This window comes from Alphaproteobacteria bacterium LSUCC0719 (assembly GCA_040839025.1).
Lineage (GTDB): Bacteria > Pseudomonadota > Alphaproteobacteria > Puniceispirillales > Puniceispirillaceae > UBA8309.
In genome coordinates this window covers 148,980-164,820 of the sequence record JBFPJN010000006.1, presented here as the reverse complement: position 1 = coordinate 164,820, position 15,841 = coordinate 148,980, and the positions used below count along the sequence as shown (strand labels likewise).

Genomic DNA, 15,841 nt, shown 5'->3' with positions numbered 1-15,841 from the left:
CGCGCTACAGCCCAACGCAGACGAACTTGATCTCCAGGAACTCGTCGATCCCGTATTTCGAACCTTCGCGGCCGAGGCCGGAGCTTTTCACCCCGCCGAACGGGCCGACCTCGGACGAGAAGATTCCGGTGTTCGCCGAGACCATGCCATATTCCAGCGCCTCGCTGACACGGAACAGCCGCGAGGTGTTGTTGGTGAAGATATAGGCGGCAAGGCCGAATTCGGTGTCATTCGCCATCGCGATCGCCTCGTCATCGGTGGAGAACCGGAACAGGCCGGAGACAGGGCCGAAGGTTTCCTCGCCGAACATCTGCATCTGCGGCGTCATGCCGGACAGCACGGTCGGCTGGAAGAAGGTGCCGCCAAGTTCATGCCGCCCGCCGCCGGTCAGAAGCTCGGCCCCCTTGTCCAGCGCGTCGGCAACATGGCGCTCGATCTTGTCGAGCCCCTGCTGATCGATGATTGGTCCCTGTTCGACCCCGTCCTCCATGCCGTTGCCGACCTTCATCGCGGCGCTGGCCTCGACAAGCCGCTTTGCGAATTCGTCATAGATGCCGTCCTGAACGAAAATCCGGTTGGCGCAGACACAGGTCTGGCCGGCATTGCGGTATTTCGAGGCCATCGTGCCGGCAATTGCGGTGTCGATATCGGCGTCGTCGAAGACGATCAGCGGCGCGTTGCCGCCAAGCTCGAGGCTCATCTTCTTCAGCGTGTCGGCACTCTGGCGCATCAGGATGCGGCCAACCTCGGTCGAACCGGTAAAGGTCATCTTGCGGATCCGGTCGTCATTGCACAGCGCGCTGCCGATGGCCGGCGCATCCATGCCGGTGACGATGTTGATCACGCCGGCTGGAATGCCGGCCCGGTGCGCCAGCTCGGCCAGCGCCAGCGCCGACAGCGGTGTCTGTTCGGCAGGCTTCAACACACAGGCACAGCCGGCAGCGATCCCCGGCGACACCTTGCGGGTGATCATCGCGATCGGGAAATTCCACGGGGTGATGGCACCGAACACGCCGACAGGCTGCTTGAAGGTCAGGAAACGCTTGTCGGGGATCGGACTTTCCATGACATCGCCACAGACCCGTCGCGCCTCTTCGCCGAACCAGTCGACAAAGGTGGCGCCATAGGCGATCTCGCCGCGCGCCTCGGTGATCGGCTTGCCCATCTCGGTTGTCAGGATGACCGCCAGATCCTCGGCATTGGCAAGGATCAGCTCATACCATTTGCGCATCACCATCGCGCGATCCTTGGCGGTGCGGGCGGCCCATGCCTTCTGTGCCGGTGCTGCGGCGTCGATCGCCGCCGTCACCGCCTCTGCACCAAGATCCGCCACTTCGGCGACGGTCTCGCCGGTGGCCGGGTTGGTGACGGCAAAGCGCCTGTTCTGCGGTGCCTGCACCCAGTCACCATTGATATAGGCGTCGGTACGAAGCAGGGTCGGGTCACTGAGATTCATGGTTCGGGGTCTCCTGGAAAAAACAGATCAGTCTCTGGGTGGCAGCGGGACACGGTTCATCTCTTCGAACGGCCCGCCACCAAAGCCGAGCCTGTGGGCCCGCGCCACCTCGACATAATGCGCCGCCGACCGGCGGTTGTTGACAAGATCCTCGGCGCTGAGATCGCGCATCTTGCGGGCCGGTCGTCCGGCCCACAGCTCGCCTGCCGGGATCACCTTGCCGGGGGTCAGCATCGCACCGGCCGCCAGCATGCCTGTCGGTTCGATCACCGCACCATCCATGACAATGGCACCCATGCCGACAAACCCGCCATCGCCGATGGTGCAGGCATGGACAAGAGCGCAGTGCCCGATGGTGACATCATTGCCGATGATTGTCGGATAGGTGCGGCTGTCGATATGGATACAGCTGTTGTCCTGGATATTGGTGTTCTCGCCAACGGTGACATAGTTGTTGTCGCCGCGAATCGTCACATTGTGCCAGACACTGCTGTTTGCCCCGATTCGCACCGCGCCGACAATGGCGGCGGTTGGCGCCACGAATACGGTACCGTCTATTTCCGGCACAAGATCCATGAAAGGCGCGATATAGGCGCGCCTGATATGGGCCCCTGACGGGCCGTCTTCTGTCAGGTCATAGGTCATGTCGGCGTTCCTTCGGGTAGGGCGTCATACTAAGACTTACCGTCAACAGATGCCGATTTATAGTGATTTTTCATCTTCATGTTCATTGAAAAATGTGGCTTATGCACCAAGATAGCAATCAACGGAAATCTACGGAGGCTGACATGGCATTCACTCTACCGGACCTGCCCTACGCACATGATGCGCTGGCAAATCTGGGCATGAGCGCGGAGACGCTCGAATATCACCACGACCTGCATCACAATGCCTATGTCGTGAACGGCAACAAGCTGATTGCCGGCACCGAATGGGAAGGCAAGTCTCTGGAAGACATCATTACCGGCACCTATGATTCGGGTGCGGTGGCGCAGAACGGCATCTTCAACAATGCCTCGCAGCATTGGAACCACAACCAGTTCTGGGAAATGATGGGCCCTGGTGACACCGGCATGCCCGGCGAGCTGGAATCAGCGCTGACCGAAAGCTTTGGTAGCGTCGATGCGTTCAAGGACGAATTCAAGGCGGCTGGCGCGGGGCAGTTTGGCTCCGGCTGGTGCTGGCTGGTGAAGACGGCTGGCGGCGAACTCAAGGTCACCAAGACCGAGAATGGCGTGAACCCGCTCTGCTTCGGCCAGACGGCACTTCTTGGCTGTGATGTATGGGAACATTCCTACTATATCGACTTCCGGAACAAGCGGCCTGACTATCTTGCCAATTTCCTTGACCGGCTGGTCAACTGGGAAAATGTGGCGTCACGCCTCTAGGGTCGGACAGATTGTCGATCTGACACCCTGACAAACCGGATATCCTGTATCTGACCCCGCCAGCCATCGGTCTGGCGGGGTTTTTTCTGTCCTGCCGCAATTACACCCCAAACGCGCCACATTGAGATACTTAATCAGCGTTATAAACGACTCAGCCCTAGGTACCCCCTAGACACCCCGAACCCATGACATGAAAGGAGTTCACCCATGGCTGCAGCTGCCATCATGTTGCTCATCGGCATTGGTTTCTACAACAGTGACGGCATGTCCCAGTTCCGCGAACACAGCAACCACAACGCGCAATATGTCTTTGCATATGTAGAGGAATGCGAAAGTGGCCTTCGCGAGTCGGGATATGCCTACGCGCCGTCGGGAAGCGTTGTCCTGAAGCAGGTCAACAACGACGGTACCGTTGGTGATGTCTGTGCCGAATAGATCCGGCGCCCGTCAGTCCTGAGGACTGCCATCACCGACCATGCTGTTGACGCGAAGACGAAGGGCGTTGAGCCGGATGAAGCCATGCGCGTCGGCATGGTCGTAATCGACAGCGCCCTCCTCGAAGGTGACAAGATCGGCGTTATACAATGAATTCGGCGATTTCCTGCCGGTCACGATGACATTGCCCTTATAGAGCTTGACCCGCACAACGCCGCGAACGGCACCGCGGCAGCTGTCGATGGCTGCCTGCAGCATTTCACGCTCGGGTGCGAACCAGAACCCGTTATAGACAAGTTCCGCATAGCGGGGCATCAACTCGTCCTTCTGATGCGCCGCGCCGCGGTCGAGCGTGATCGATTCCATCGCCCGCCGCGCGGTCAGCAGGATGGTGCCACCCGGGGTTTCATAGACGCCGCGCGATTTCATCCCGACGAACCTGTTCTCGACCATGTCAAGTCGGCCGATGCCGTTGGCACCGCCAAGCTCGTTCAGCCTTGCCAGAAGCTGCGCCGGCGTCATCTTCACCCCGTCAATGGCCACCGGATCGCCGGCCTCGAACTCGATTTCGATTTCGGTTGGCCTGTCGGGTGCGTCTTCGGGCGATACCGAACGCGAGAAGATATACTCCTCCGGCGCCACCCAGGGATCTTCCAGAACCTTGCCCTCGGCAGAGATGTGAAGAAGATTCGCATCGACGCTGAAGGGTGCCTCGCCCCGCTTGTCGCGCGGGATCGGAATCTGGTTCTGTTCGGCATATTCGATCAGCTTTGTTCGTGAGCCGAGATCCCATTCGCGCCAGGGTGCGATGACCTTTATGTCGGGCTGCAACGCATAATAGGCCAGTTCAAAGCGAACTTGGTCATTGCCCTTGCCGGTGGCGCCATGCGCCACGGCGTCGGCACCGACTTCGCGTGCGATCTCGATCTGGCGTTTGGCAATCAGCGGCCGCGCGATCGAGGTGCCAAGCAGATACATGCCCTCATAGAGCGGGTTGGCCCGGAACATCGGAAAGACGTAATCGCGGACGAACTCCTCGCGCAGGTCTTCAATATAGATTTCCCTGATGCCGAGCATTTCGGCCTTGGCGCGCGCAGGTTCAACCTCTTCACCCTGGCCGATATCGGCGGTGAAGGTCACAACATCTGCGTTATAACGGTCCTGCAGCCAGCGCAGGATGACCGACGTGTCGAGCCCGCCAGAATAGGCAAGAACGACTTTTTTGACTGAATCCTGTTTCATGGCGTTTCTCATAACGGATCGCCTGTGATGCCGCAACGCAGATTTTATATGCCACACGGGACCGGCAAGGCCGTTCATGAGACGTTTTGTGGCGATGAGGGTATATTGTGGGCCGGCTTTGACAGGTAATCCAGCAGATAGAGTGCCAGTTCACGATCCTGAAGGATGACAGATCATGACCCCCAAATCGGACATCGAGATTGCCCGCGCCGCCTCCAAACTGCCCATTCAGGATGTTGGCTCCAGGCTTGGAATCCCGGCCCGGGAGCTGCTTCCCTTTGGTCATGACAAGGCCAAATTGTCGGCCGAATTCATTGCCGGCCTCGCAGATCGCAAGGATGGCAAGCTGATCCTGGTGACAGCCATCAACCCGACACCGGCTGGCGAGGGCAAGACAACGACGACCGTCGGGCTTGTCGACGGGCTGAACGCCATCGGCAAGCAGGCAACGGTCTGTATCCGCGAAGCCTCGCTTGGCCCCTGTTTCGGAATGAAGGGCGGCGCTGCCGGCGGTGGCTATGCTCAGGTTGTGCCGATGGAGGAAATGAACCTTCATTTCACGGGTGACTTTCATGCCATTACCTCGGCGCACAATCTGCTTTCGGCGATGATCGACAACCATATCTACTGGGGCAATGAGCTGGAAATAGATCAACGCCGTGTTACCTGGCGCCGCGTCGTCGACATGAATGACCGCGCCCTTCGCGACATCGTGACAAGCCTTGGCGGCGTATCGAACGGGTTTCCGCGGCAGGCCGGATTCGACATCACCGTCGCATCCGAGGTGATGGCGATCCTGTGTCTTGCCACCGATCTTGAAGACCTTCAGAAACGGCTTGGAGACATCATTGTCGCCTATCGCCGTGACCGGTCCCCCGTCTATTGTCGCGACATCAAGGCGGATGGGGCAATGACCGTGCTGCTGGCGCAGGCGCTGCAGCCAAATCTGGTGCAGACGCTTGAAAACAACCCTGCCTTTGTTCATGGCGGCCCTTTTGCCAATATTGCCCACGGGTGCAATTCGGTGATCGCCACCCAGACGGCGCTGAAGCTGTCGGACTATGTCGTAACCGAGGCCGGCTTCGGGGCGGATCTCGGGGCCGAGAAATTCATGAATATCAAATGCCGCAAGGCTGGCCTTGCGCCAAGTGCGATTGTTCTTGTCGCCACCATCCGCGCGATGAAGATGAATGGGGGTGTCGCGCGAGCCGATCTTGGCGCCGAGAATGTCGCTGCGGTTGAGGCGGGATGCGCCAACCTTGGACGACATATCGAAAACCTGAAATCCTTCGGTGTGCCGGTTGTTGTGGCGGTGAACCATTTCACCGGTGATACCGATGCCGAGATCGCGGCGTTGAAAGCCTATGTGTCCAAGCAGGGAAGCGAAGCCATCATTTCACGCCATTGGGAGCTTGGCGGTGAGGGGGCGAGGGAGCTTGCCACCCGTGTAGCCGAGATTGCCGATGCCGATATGGCCAATTTCGCGCCGATCTATCCCGACACTATGCCCCTGTTTGAAAAGATCGAAACCATCGCCAAGCGGATTTACCGTGCCGACGAGGTGCTTGCCGACAAGAAGATCCGCGATCAGCTGCGGCAGTGGGAGGATCAGGGATATGGCCACCTTCCGGTCTGCATGGCCAAGACGCAATACAGCTTCAGCACAGATCCCAATCTTCGCGGTGCGCCGACGGGCCATTCGGTGCCGGTCCGCGAGGTACGCCTGTCGGCTGGTGCCGGCTTTGTTGTTGCGATCTGTGGCGAGATCATGACCATGCCCGGACTGCCGCGCGTTCCGTCGGCGGAAAATATCTGCCTGAACGACGCCGGCGAGATCGAAGGCCTGTTCTGACCGGCTGCCGGAACGTCGCTAAAGCGACGCCGCGGCGGCTGTCAGTGCATGGTGAAGTGACTGTGCCGAGGCGCGTGGACCATACAGGGTGAATGTCGTTCCGGTTTCACGGCAGACCAGAACACACAACATGTGATGGACCGGCGTGCGCAATGCTGCCCCGGCCACCATCTGCCGCGTATCGGCGGCGCTGAGTCGCTCCAGCATGGCCGGCGCATCATCGCCGCGAATGTCGAACCGGACCCAGGCATCGCTCTGGTCGGTGATTGAGGCGCAATCACCAAAGGTGGTGCCAAGCCCGCGCGCAAAACCGCCAGCCATATCGGCTGTTCCGGTATCATCCTCGGCAAGAAACTGGTCTGCTCCCATCCAGATCACGCCGCGCGCGTGGTCACCCTGTCGTTGTCCCGGTGCCGGCAGATCGGTGTCAAACGCGGTGGCGGCAGCCTTTGCGAAAGCCGCTGCCCTGCCGCGGCGCATGGCCAGAGAGGCAAGGCAGGTGGTGGTGATTTCGGTGATCCGGATGGTGCCGATCACATCATCACGTGGAACGCTGCCACCAAGGGCGGTGATTGCCGTCAGACTAGCCACGGAGTCGCTCTCCCTCAGGGTCGATGAAATGCGGGCTGCAAATTCTGGCCTTGGCCGAACGCCCTTCAAGGGGGTTCAAAAGCCGCACGATTTCGCCATGTCGTGCTGCACCACGGGTGATGAAACCAAGTCCAATGGAGGCGTCAAGATGTGGCGACCAGGCGGCCGATGTGACATAGCCTTCATCATGCGCCGGATCGACAGGTGTATCCTCGGCGAACAGATGCGCGCCGGCGGTCACGACATCGTCGTCGATGGCCTGCAGACCGACAAGGCACAGCCCGTCTTCGGCAACAAGCGCCTCACGACCGGCAAGTACCGCGCCGATGCTGTCCTTCTTTGCCGAGACCATTCTGGCCATGCCGAGATTGCGCGCGGTGATGGTGCCATTCAGTTCGTTGCCGGTCACATGACCCTTCTCGATCCGCATGACGCCAAGCGCCTCGGTGCCATAGGGGGTGATGTCATAGGCCTCGCCGGCCACCATCAGCGCCCGGATCATGGCATCTCCATAGCGTGATGGAACGGCAATTTCGTAGGCCAGCTCGCCAGAGAAGGAAATCCTGAACAACCGTGCCGGCAGACCGCCGCAGACGCTGACCGTGCCGCAGGCCATGAACGGAAAGGCTTCGTTGGAAATGTCATGTTCCGGATCGACAACCGCCTGAAGGACGCGTCTGGCATTCGGCCCGGCAACAGCGAACTGTGCCCAGCTGTCGGTTGCCGAAATCAGCTGCACATCCATATCCGGGCGCAGACACTGGCGCACAAATTCCAGGTGCCGATACACACCGACAGCATTCGCCGTTGTGGTGGTCATAAGATAGTGGGACTCGCCAAGGCGCGCCGTGGTGCCGTCATCCATCACCATACCGTCTTCGCGAAGCATCAGCCCATAGCGGGTTTTGCCAACTGGCAGGGTAGAGAACATGTTGCTGTAGACAAGGTCGAGAAAGGCCCCGGCATCGGTGCCCTGGATGTCGATCTTGCCAAGTGTGCTGACATCGCACACACCTACCGACCGGCGTGTGGCCAGCACCTCGCGGTCGACCGAATCGCGCCAGCCTGTTTCACCCTCACGCGGGTACCATTGCGCGCGAAGCCAGCTTCCCGCCTCGACAAATACCGCGCCCTGCTCGACCGCCCAGTGATGTGACGGTGGCAGGCGTGTTGGCCGGAAATCCCGGCCCACCGACCTGCCGGCAAAGGCGGCGATGGGCGTCGGGGTGTAGGGCGGCCGATAGATGGTTGTGCCTGTCTCGGCAATTGTCTTGCCCGTCAGTTCAGCCATCACGGCAAGGCCGAGGACATTCGAGGTCCGCCCCTGGTCGCTTGCCATGCCAAGTGTGGTGTAACGCTTCAGATGTTCGACAGCGCGGAAATTCTCCTTGTGCGCAAGCCCGACATCCTTGACCGTGACGTCGTTCTGCTGGTCAAGCCATGCCCGGCGGGTGCCACCTACATGCCATAGCGGGGTGATGTTGACGGGCGTGTCGTCCGCCTCGGGAACGGGTTCGGCGCGTACTTTCATGCCAAGTTCGGCAAGCTGGGCGAGCGCCTGGTCACGCCCGTCCGCCAGCGCCCCGGCGGTGCTGAAAATTCCCCGTACCGCACCGGCGACGGCAAGGCCCGGAGGCACCCCGTCACCCGGGATGAAGGCTGCGATGTCCGGCTGCCAGCGTGGCCTGCCGCGATGATGGCATGTCAGATGAACATTCGGGTTCCAGCCACCCGAAACGGCAAGCGCCCCGCAGGCAAGATGTCTGTGCCCCCCATCGGCAAGCCGCAGCGTGACATGCCCAATGCCGCGACGCCCGCTGCTGTTGCTGACCACCGCGCCGGCATACAGCTCGGCGATGTCACTGGCCGGGGCGTCTGCACGCGAATCAATAATGGCGGCAACCTCGACCCCGGCAGCGGCAAGGTCGGCGGCCGTGCGGTGGCCGTCATCATTGTTCGTGAAGATGGCAACCCGTTCGGCCGGCGCGGCGGCCCAGCGATTGACATAGGCACGCACCGCACCTGCCTGCATGATCCCGGGACGGTCATTATTGTCAAAGGCGATCAGCCGTTCGGTGGCGCCGGCGGCCAGAATGGCCCGCTTTGCGTAGACCCGCCACATGATCTGGCGCGGGCTGCCCTCACGCGGCACCGGCAGGTGATCGGCAACACGTTCCAGAACGCCGTATATGCCATGATCGAAAACACCGATGGCGGTGCTTCGCGGCATCACCCGGACATTGGCCATGGCGGCAAGCTCGGCGACGGTCCGGGTGGCCCATTCATCACCCCTCATGCCGGCAATGGATTCACGCTCCATCGTCAATCTGCCACCGGCACGGAAATCCTCGTCGACCAGAATGACCTCGGCACCGGCGCGTCCGGCCGTCAGCGCCGCCATCAGCCCAGCTGGTCCGGCTCCGATGACAAGAAGATCACAATGCCGAAACCCGCGGTCATAGACATCCGGGTCGGGGTCGCCTGACAGCGCGCCAAGTCCGGCCGCCTTGCGGATAATCGGTTCATAGACCCGTTCCCAGAACGGCTTTGGCCACATGAAGGTCTTGTAATAGAAGCCGGCCCCGAGAAAGGCTGACAGGCGGTCATTGATCGCCATCAGGTCGAAGCCAAGCGAGGGAAACCGGTTCTGGCTTTGCGCCACAAGCCCGTCATACAGCTCGGCCATCGTGGCGCGGCTGTTCGGTTCGCGGCGCGCGCCCTCACGAAGTTCGACAAGGGCGTTCGGCTCTTCCGACCCTGCAGATAAAATTCCCCGTGGCCGGTGATATTTGAAAGACCGGCCAACAAGCCTGATGCCATTTGCCACCAGCGCCGAGGCAAGCGTGTCCCCCGCAAAGCCGCCATATCGACGCCCGTCAAATGTAAAATCGAGTGGCGCCGTGCGGTCGATCAGCCCACCATCCAACCGGTTCACCTGGGTCATGACCGCCCCCCCTGCGCAGCAACGTCGCTGGCAAGCTCGACTTTCAGGATCTCGTGGCTTGTCGTATCGCGCGTGATCACCAGCCAGCTGCGGTCGCCCATCTCATGGTACCAGAGTTCACGATGCGTGCCGGCCGGATTGTCGCGAAGATATTGATAGTCGTGAAAGGCCTCGCCGGCATTGCCGGCCCCGGCGTCCGGGCGGTGCATAAGGCTGGCATCGCCAAGATAGGTGAATTCCTGTGAATCTCGCGGCCCCAGAAGCGGGTGATCGATTATCATGACGCGCCGTTCCTCAATGCAGGTTGGGCTGCGCGCCCGACCCTTTTTCATCAATCATCATGCCACGGCGGAACCTGTCCAGCCGATAGGCCGTCGCGGTTTCATGCGGTGTGTCGGTGGCCAGAAGATGTGCAAAGCAATAACCGGACGCAGGAGTTGCCTTGAAGCCGCCATAGCACCAGCCACCATTGAAATACAGACCATCGACCGGCGTACGGTCGATGATTGGCGAGCCGTCCATGCTCATATCCATGATGCCGCCCCACATCCGCACCATACGAGCCCGCCCGATCATTGGCATCAATGTCATGCCGCCTTCGCAGACATCTTCGACCACGGGCAGGTTGCCGCGCTGGGCGTAGGAATTATACATGTCGATGTCACCGCCAAAGACAAGCCCGCCCTTGTCGGACTGGCTGATATAGAAATGGCCGGCACCATAGGTGACAACACCTGGAATGACCGGCTTCAGCCCTTCCGACACAAAGGCCTGCAGGACATGACTTTCAATCGGCAATCGCATCCCGGCGGCCTGCATGACCCGGCTGCTGCTGCCGGCAACAGCGCACCCGACCTTGCGGGCGGCGATAAAGCCACGATTTGTCTCAACTCCGGTACAGCGACCGTTCTGGATGCGGAACCCTGTCACCTCACAATTCTGGATAATGTCGACACCACGCCGGTCGGCGCCGCGCGCATAGCCCCAGGCGACGGCGTCATGGCGAACGGTGCCGCCGCGGCGTTGGACAAGTGCGCCCCGCACCGGAAATCTGGCATTGTCGAAATTCAGGAACGGGATTTCGGCGCGAAGCTGTGCGGCGTCCAGAAGCTCGGCATCGGCACCGTGCAGGATCATCGAGTTGCCGCGCCGCCGATAGGCATCACGCTGCGCATCGGAATGGTAAAGGTTGTAGACACCACGCTGGCTGACCATGGCGTTGTAATTGACGTCCTGTTCCAGCCCTTCCCACAGCTTCAGCGAAAATTCGTAAAAGGGTTCATTGCCGGGAAGAAGATAGTTTGACCGGATGATGGTGGTGTTGCGACCGACATTGCCGCCGCCGATCCAGCCCTTTTCCAGCACCGCCACCGATGCCTCGCCATAGCGACTTGCCAGATAATAGGCTGTTGCCAGCCCGTGGCCGCCACCGCCGACAATGACAAAATCATAGGCAGGCTGCGGTTCCGGATCACGCCAGGCAGGCCGCCATCCGCGGTTTCCGGTAAGACCTTCCCGCAGGATCCGGAACCCGGAATACCCCCCCTGTTTTTTCATTTTGTGCCGCCTGTTTCAATGCTGGTCCGTCAATCCAAGACAGCCATTATTGTCAGGGCAATTCAAGCCATAATGTGATCGAATCCACCATTTTATGGCGGGAAATGTCAGCGTTGAACAGGCGAGGCTGGAATGGGTGTGTCAGCTGTCGCGAAGAAGCGGTGCCGGCTTGCGGCCAAGCGTTCGTACAGCCCCGGCAAGACCCAGCATCGCCGTCGCCGCCGCGCCAGCCATCGTGGTCATCAGCACAAGGGTGAAATCCAGTTCGAAATCTGCATTCAGGAAGCCTTCGATGAGCCCCCAGCTGGCGATACTGCCGATAAGTGCGGCCGCCACTGCGGCCAGCATGCCGAGAAGCGCATATTCAAGGAACCAGGCGATGGCAATGGAAACACGAGTGGCGCCAAGAACCTTCAGGATGACTGAATCGGCAAGCCGCTGTGCTTCGGTGCTGGCGACGGTGCCGGCAAGAACGGCGATGCCGGCAACCAGCGTGACCAGCGCCGTCATCTGAACAGCGGCACCCAGAAGCCCGATCACCCGTTGTGCGGTGGCTACAGCCTCGCGAACCGAGATTGCCGAAATGTTTGAAAAGGCAGCGGCGATATTGCGATCGACGGCAATGGCGGCATCGTCACTGTCCACTCGCGCACTTGCCATCCAGCTATGCGGCGCCGATTCAAGCAGCCCCGGCGAAAGCACAAACACGAAATTGATGCTGAAGCTTTCCCAGTCAACCGCGCGAATGTTGGTGATCTCGGCAGTGATCGACCGGCCAAGGACATTGAAGGTGACATTGTCGCCAACCCACACGCCAAGCTCGCGCGCTTCCTCTTCCGACATTGATGCCAGAGGCAGTCCGGCATAGTCCGCCGGCCACCATTCACCGGCAATGATTTCGCCGCTGTCCGGTGGTGTGGCCGACCATGTCAGCGCGCGGTCGCCGCGAAGCACCCAGGCTGATCCGCCCTTCATGTCATATGCCTCCGCAGGCTTTCCGCCCAGATTTGTCACACGGCCACGAAGCATTGGCGTTTTCGCAAGCGAGGTGACACCCGGCGTCGCTGTGGCGATCGAGACAAATCTGTCAATCTGGTCAGGCTGAATGTCGATAAAGAACCAGGCTGGCGCGTCTTCGGCGACCCTGGTGTCGATCTGCCGACCGATATTGGCCTGCGACAGCGACACGGTGACAAGAACCGAAAGGCCAAGCCCAAAGGCGATGACAATCGCGCGTACCGGCGATCCCGGCCGGGTGATGGCAGACAGTGCGAGGCGCGCCGGCACATAGGACGGCGATGGAATGCGGCGCAGCGCCAGCAGAAGCATCTCGCCAAGTCCGGCCAGCAATGCGATGGCCGCCAGTGACCCACCGATGAAGATCATGGTCAGCATCAGATCGCGCGTGGCGACAAAGGCAAGCCCGGAAAGGCCAAGCAGGGCGGCGAACGCCATTGCCAGATAGACCGGGCGCGGCCGTCCACCGGGCATGCTGTTCAGACGCCTGAACAGATTCGCCGCCCGCACCTCCTCGGCCTTGGCAAGCGGCCACAGGGCAAACAGGAACGAGGTGATCACGCCAAATCCAGCCGCAACGATCAGCGGCAACGGATAGACCGACACCTCGATCGGAACGGTGACATAGGCCGACAGCAGATCAACGGCAAAGACCGGCGCGACGGCAGCAAGCAAAACCCCCAGCCCGACCCCCAGCCCGGCGATCAGCATCACCTGCAGCAGATAGATCCGGAAGATCAGCCGTGCCGGGGCACCAAGACATTTGAAGGTGGCGATCACCGGCATCCGGCTGCCAAGCCAGGCCCTGACCGCGCCGGCAACGCCAAGCCCGCCGATCAACAGGGCCGTCAGCCCGACAAGCACCAGAAACACTTCGGTCCGGTCGATGAACACATCGAATCCCGGGGCCGCATTCATCACATCGCGCACCCGTACGCCATCGCCCCGCCCGGCGGCCCGCAACGCGGTGACGGCGGCTTCGCGGTTGTTCTGCTGGTCCAGCAGAATTCTGGTTCGATAGGTGATCATGGCACCGGGCTGATTGAGGCCTGTTGCCTTGAGCGTCGCATGTGACATCAGTACGCGAGGCCCGAAGGTGACGAAACTGACCGATCTGTCCGGCTCATAGGTCAGCGTGTCACTGACGGTCAGTTCGGCCTCGCCGATCCGCACCCGCGATCCCGGCGTCAGTTCAAGCGCGCGCGCCATCTGCGGGTCGACGACAATCATGCCGTCACCAAGCGCGCCGGCAATGGTATCGCCACTGCCGAGGCTGGCCGTGCCGACAAGCGGCCAGTTTGAATCAACAGCTTTCAGCGCCACAAGCTTGCGGGTCTCGCCGGTCTGCAGCATGGCGCGCATTTCAAGACTTTGTGACAGCGCGCCAAAACCCTCGGCCAGCGTGGCCACATTCTGCGGTGTCGGTCTGTAGAGGCTCCGCAGTTCAACATCACCGCCAAGCAGAAGCTGTGCATTGCCGGTGATGCCGGTGCGCATTGCCTCGGCAACCGACCCGACAGTGCCGATGGCGGCAACGCCAAGCATCAGCGCGCCAAGAAAGACCCGAAAGCGCGCGACCGAACCGCGGATTTCACGACGGGCCATGCGCCAGGCAAGATGCCAGCCGGCGTCACCACCTGTCAGATGATTTTCTGTCATTGCCATTGTCACGCGGCGCGATGGGCCGAGGCACGATCCTCGACGATCCGACCATCCTCGATGGTCAGAACGCGGCGGCATTGCTCGGCCAGCCCCGGATCATGCGTGACAAGCACCAGCGCCGCACCGGCGGCGTCGGTGGCTTCGAACAGGGTCGAGATGACTTTTTCGCTGGTGCCGCTGTCAAGATTGCCTGTCGGTTCATCGGCCAGCAGGATTTTCGGGCGTGGCGCGATGGCGCGTGCGATGGCGACACGCTGTTGTTCGCCCCCCGACATCTGGTCGGGAAGATGTGTTTTCCGATGGCCAAGCCCGACCGAATCAAGGGCCGCTGCCGCCAGATCGGTGGCGTCGGCCCGTCCGGCAAGTTCCAGTGGCACGGCGACATTCTGCAGCGCTGTCATCGAGGGGATCAGGCGAAAGGCCTGAAAGACAATGCCGACATTGTCACGGCGAAGGGCCGCCAGCGCGTCTTCGCCCATGCTGGTGATGTCCTGCCCGGCAAGGTGGATCCTGCCACCGGTCAGGCTTTCCAGCCCGGCCATGATCATCAGCAGACTTGTCTTGCCGGCACCGCTCGGCCCCAGAACGCCGACCGTCTCGCCGCTGCCAATCCGCAATGAGATGCTGCGCAGGATATCGACCATGCCATCGGCGCTCGCCAGTGACAGGCAGGCCTCGTCAAGCCCGATAATCGGCCCGGCATCCACGTCATGTGAAGCCGTGCTGTTGTCGTCTGCGTTAACGCTTGGAGCTGTTTTTGACACGGATGTCGATCCTTTCCTGCAGGCTGGCGCCGATGACGCGGTGCCATCATCCTGGTGTCGCCCGGAACCTGTTCATCTGGACTAAATTCTTGCAGCTACATAGACTGACGACATGACAACACAGTCAGGAAGGGCGCATTGCACCGGCGATGCGACGCATATGGTGGTCATGCAGATGTCAATCAACAGCCTGTGGTCAATCAACCGCATTATCCGGGGAATTTTTCCCGGTTCGGTGATCATGCTGCTGCTTGGCCAGTTTCTGATGGCTGCGGCGACACATGCCGATCAGCCGCGGCTGCTGGTGCTGGGGGATTCGCTTGTCGCGGGATACGGTCTGCCGCCTGGGCAGTCGCTTCCCGACCAGCTGCAGTCCGATCTGGCGGCAAAGGGCGTGTCTGTGAGTGTCATCAACGCCGGCGTGTCAGGCGATACCACGGCAGGCGGCCTGGCCAGGCTCGACTGGTCACTTGCCGACAATCCGGATGCGGTGATTATCGTGCTTGGCGGCAACGACATGTTGCGCGGCCTGCCCCCCGAAGGCACCGCCGCCAACCTTGATGCCATTATCAGCCGCCTCCGCCAGCGCGATATCGAGGTGCTGCTTGCCGGCATGATGGCGCCGCGCAATCTCGGCGGCGCCTATATAGAGGCTTTTGATGCCATATATCCTGCGCTGGCGCGCGAATATGACATCGAGTTCTATCCCTTCTTTCTGGACGGGGTGGCGCTCGACCCGGCGTTGAATCTGGAGGACGGGCTACACCCCAACAGACAGGGCATCAGGGAAATCAGCCGCCGCATGCTGCCGGTGGTTGAACGCCTTCTGGCACGTCTTGGCAGATGACCGGCAGGCTGATCCGCACCTGTTCCCAAAATTCTTTGCATCCCCCCGCGAGGTGTCTTAAAGTGCCGCCGTCGATGCGGGATGCC

The 15,841-nt window shown here is 60.9% G+C and carries 13 protein-coding genes; 4 read left to right on the top strand and 9 right to left on the bottom strand.

The genetic code is table 11. The features are described 5' to 3' along the window. Window positions 1-4: 4 nt before the first annotated feature. Together AB3X55_11775 and AB3X55_11770 are read right to left on the bottom strand one after the other, a co-directional pair. The gene (locus tag AB3X55_11775) at window positions 5-1,456 is read right to left on the bottom strand and encodes an NAD-dependent succinate-semialdehyde dehydrogenase (GenBank protein MEX0504266.1); all 1,452 of its coding nucleotides are present in this window, start codon (window positions 1,454-1,456) and stop codon (window positions 5-7) included. Between the two features lie 27 nt (window positions 1,457-1,483). After that, complete coding sequence (locus AB3X55_11770) at window positions 1,484-2,101, bottom strand: gamma carbonic anhydrase family protein (protein MEX0504265.1); 618 nt, start codon at window positions 2,099-2,101, stop codon at window positions 1,484-1,486. Between the two features lie 143 nt (window positions 2,102-2,244). Between AB3X55_11770 and AB3X55_11765 the strand changes: the two genes are divergently transcribed. Continuing rightward, on the top strand, window positions 2,245-2,844 hold the full coding sequence (locus AB3X55_11765) for a superoxide dismutase (protein MEX0504264.1): 600 nt from the start codon (window positions 2,245-2,247) through the stop codon (window positions 2,842-2,844). A gap of 207 nt (window positions 2,845-3,051) precedes the next feature. Then, window positions 3,052-3,279 (top strand): hypothetical protein, encoded by a 228-nt coding sequence (locus AB3X55_11760; protein MEX0504263.1) that lies wholly within the window; start codon window positions 3,052-3,054, stop codon window positions 3,277-3,279. A gap of 12 nt (window positions 3,280-3,291) precedes the next feature. Here the strand turns inward: AB3X55_11760 and AB3X55_11755 are convergent, their stop codons facing one another. Next, window positions 3,292-4,521: an argininosuccinate synthase gene (locus AB3X55_11755; GenBank protein ID MEX0504262.1), complete on the bottom strand. Its 1,230-nt coding sequence runs from the start codon at window positions 4,519-4,521 to the stop codon at window positions 3,292-3,294. A 175-nt stretch (window positions 4,522-4,696) separates the two neighbouring features. Here AB3X55_11755 and AB3X55_11750 point away from each other — a divergent pair, with 175 nt between their 5' ends. Continuing rightward, entirely contained in the window at window positions 4,697-6,373 is a 1,677-nt protein-coding gene (locus AB3X55_11750) for a formate--tetrahydrofolate ligase (GenBank protein ID MEX0504261.1), read from the top strand. 18 nt (window positions 6,374-6,391) lie between these two features. Here AB3X55_11750 and AB3X55_11745 read toward each other — a convergent pair whose 3' ends face one another. From AB3X55_11745 to AB3X55_11720, 6 genes are all read right to left on the bottom strand, one after another. Next, window positions 6,392-6,964 carry a sarcosine oxidase subunit gamma gene (locus AB3X55_11745; GenBank protein ID MEX0504260.1) on the bottom strand — a complete coding sequence of 191 codons (573 nt, stop codon included), beginning with the start codon at window positions 6,962-6,964 and terminating at the stop codon, window positions 6,392-6,394. Further along, window positions 6,957-9,908, bottom strand: a complete 2,952-nt coding sequence (locus tag AB3X55_11740) for a sarcosine oxidase subunit alpha family protein (protein MEX0504259.1) — start codon at window positions 9,906-9,908, stop codon at window positions 6,957-6,959. Before AB3X55_11740 ends, AB3X55_11745 begins: the two co-directional genes overlap by 8 nt. Further along, window positions 9,905-10,189, bottom strand: coding sequence for a sarcosine oxidase subunit delta (locus tag AB3X55_11735; protein ID MEX0504258.1), 285 nt, complete (start codon window positions 10,187-10,189; stop codon window positions 9,905-9,907). Before AB3X55_11735 ends, AB3X55_11740 begins: the two co-directional genes overlap by 4 nt. Window positions 10,190-10,202: 13 nt before the next feature. Next, complete coding sequence (locus tag AB3X55_11730; GenBank protein ID MEX0504257.1) at window positions 10,203-11,465, bottom strand: sarcosine oxidase subunit beta family protein; 1,263 nt, start codon at window positions 11,463-11,465, stop codon at window positions 10,203-10,205. A 141-nt stretch (window positions 11,466-11,606) separates the two neighbouring features. After that, window positions 11,607-14,141 (bottom strand): ABC transporter permease, encoded by a 2,535-nt coding sequence (locus AB3X55_11725; protein MEX0504256.1) that lies wholly within the window; start codon window positions 14,139-14,141, stop codon window positions 11,607-11,609. 8 nt (window positions 14,142-14,149) lie between these two features. Further along, complete coding sequence (locus AB3X55_11720; protein MEX0504255.1) at window positions 14,150-14,788, bottom strand: ABC transporter ATP-binding protein; 639 nt, start codon at window positions 14,786-14,788, stop codon at window positions 14,150-14,152. A 232-nt stretch (window positions 14,789-15,020) separates the two neighbouring features. On the opposite strand from AB3X55_11720, the gene AB3X55_11715 reads away from it, so the two are divergent. Further along, a complete protein-coding gene (locus tag AB3X55_11715; protein ID MEX0504254.1) occupies window positions 15,021-15,755 on the top strand; it encodes an arylesterase in 735 nt (244 codons plus the stop codon). Window positions 15,756-15,841 lie beyond the last annotated feature (86 nt).

Bases quoted from the DNA above. Each gene is read 5' to 3' on its own strand.
- AB3X55_11775 (MEX0504266.1), bottom strand. From the start codon at position 1,456: ATGAATCTCAGTGACCCGACCCTGCTTCGTACCGACGCCTATATCAAT.
- AB3X55_11770 (MEX0504265.1), bottom strand. From the start codon at position 2,101: ATGACCTATGACCTGACAGAAGACGGCCCGTCAGGGGCCCATATCAGG.
- AB3X55_11765 (MEX0504264.1), top strand. From the start codon at position 2,245: ATGGCATTCACTCTACCGGACCTGCCCTACGCACATGATGCGCTGGCA.
- AB3X55_11760 (MEX0504263.1), top strand. From the start codon at position 3,052: ATGGCTGCAGCTGCCATCATGTTGCTCATCGGCATTGGTTTCTACAAC.
- AB3X55_11755 (MEX0504262.1), bottom strand. From the start codon at position 4,521: ATGAAACAGGATTCAGTCAAAAAAGTCGTTCTTGCCTATTCTGGCGGG.
- AB3X55_11750 (MEX0504261.1), top strand. From the start codon at position 4,697: ATGACCCCCAAATCGGACATCGAGATTGCCCGCGCCGCCTCCAAACTG.
- AB3X55_11740 (MEX0504259.1), bottom strand. From the start codon at position 9,908: ATGACCCAGGTGAACCGGTTGGATGGTGGGCTGATCGACCGCACGGCG.
- AB3X55_11735 (MEX0504258.1), bottom strand. From the start codon at position 10,189: ATGATAATCGATCACCCGCTTCTGGGGCCGCGAGATTCACAGGAATTC.
- AB3X55_11730 (MEX0504257.1), bottom strand. From the start codon at position 11,465: ATGAAAAAACAGGGGGGGTATTCCGGGTTCCGGATCCTGCGGGAAGGT.
- AB3X55_11725 (MEX0504256.1), bottom strand. From the start codon at position 14,141: ATGACAGAAAATCATCTGACAGGTGGTGACGCCGGCTGGCATCTTGCC.
- AB3X55_11720 (MEX0504255.1), bottom strand. From the start codon at position 14,788: ATGGTCGATATCCTGCGCAGCATCTCATTGCGGATTGGCAGCGGCGAG.
- AB3X55_11715 (MEX0504254.1), top strand. From the start codon at position 15,021: ATGACAACACAGTCAGGAAGGGCGCATTGCACCGGCGATGCGACGCAT.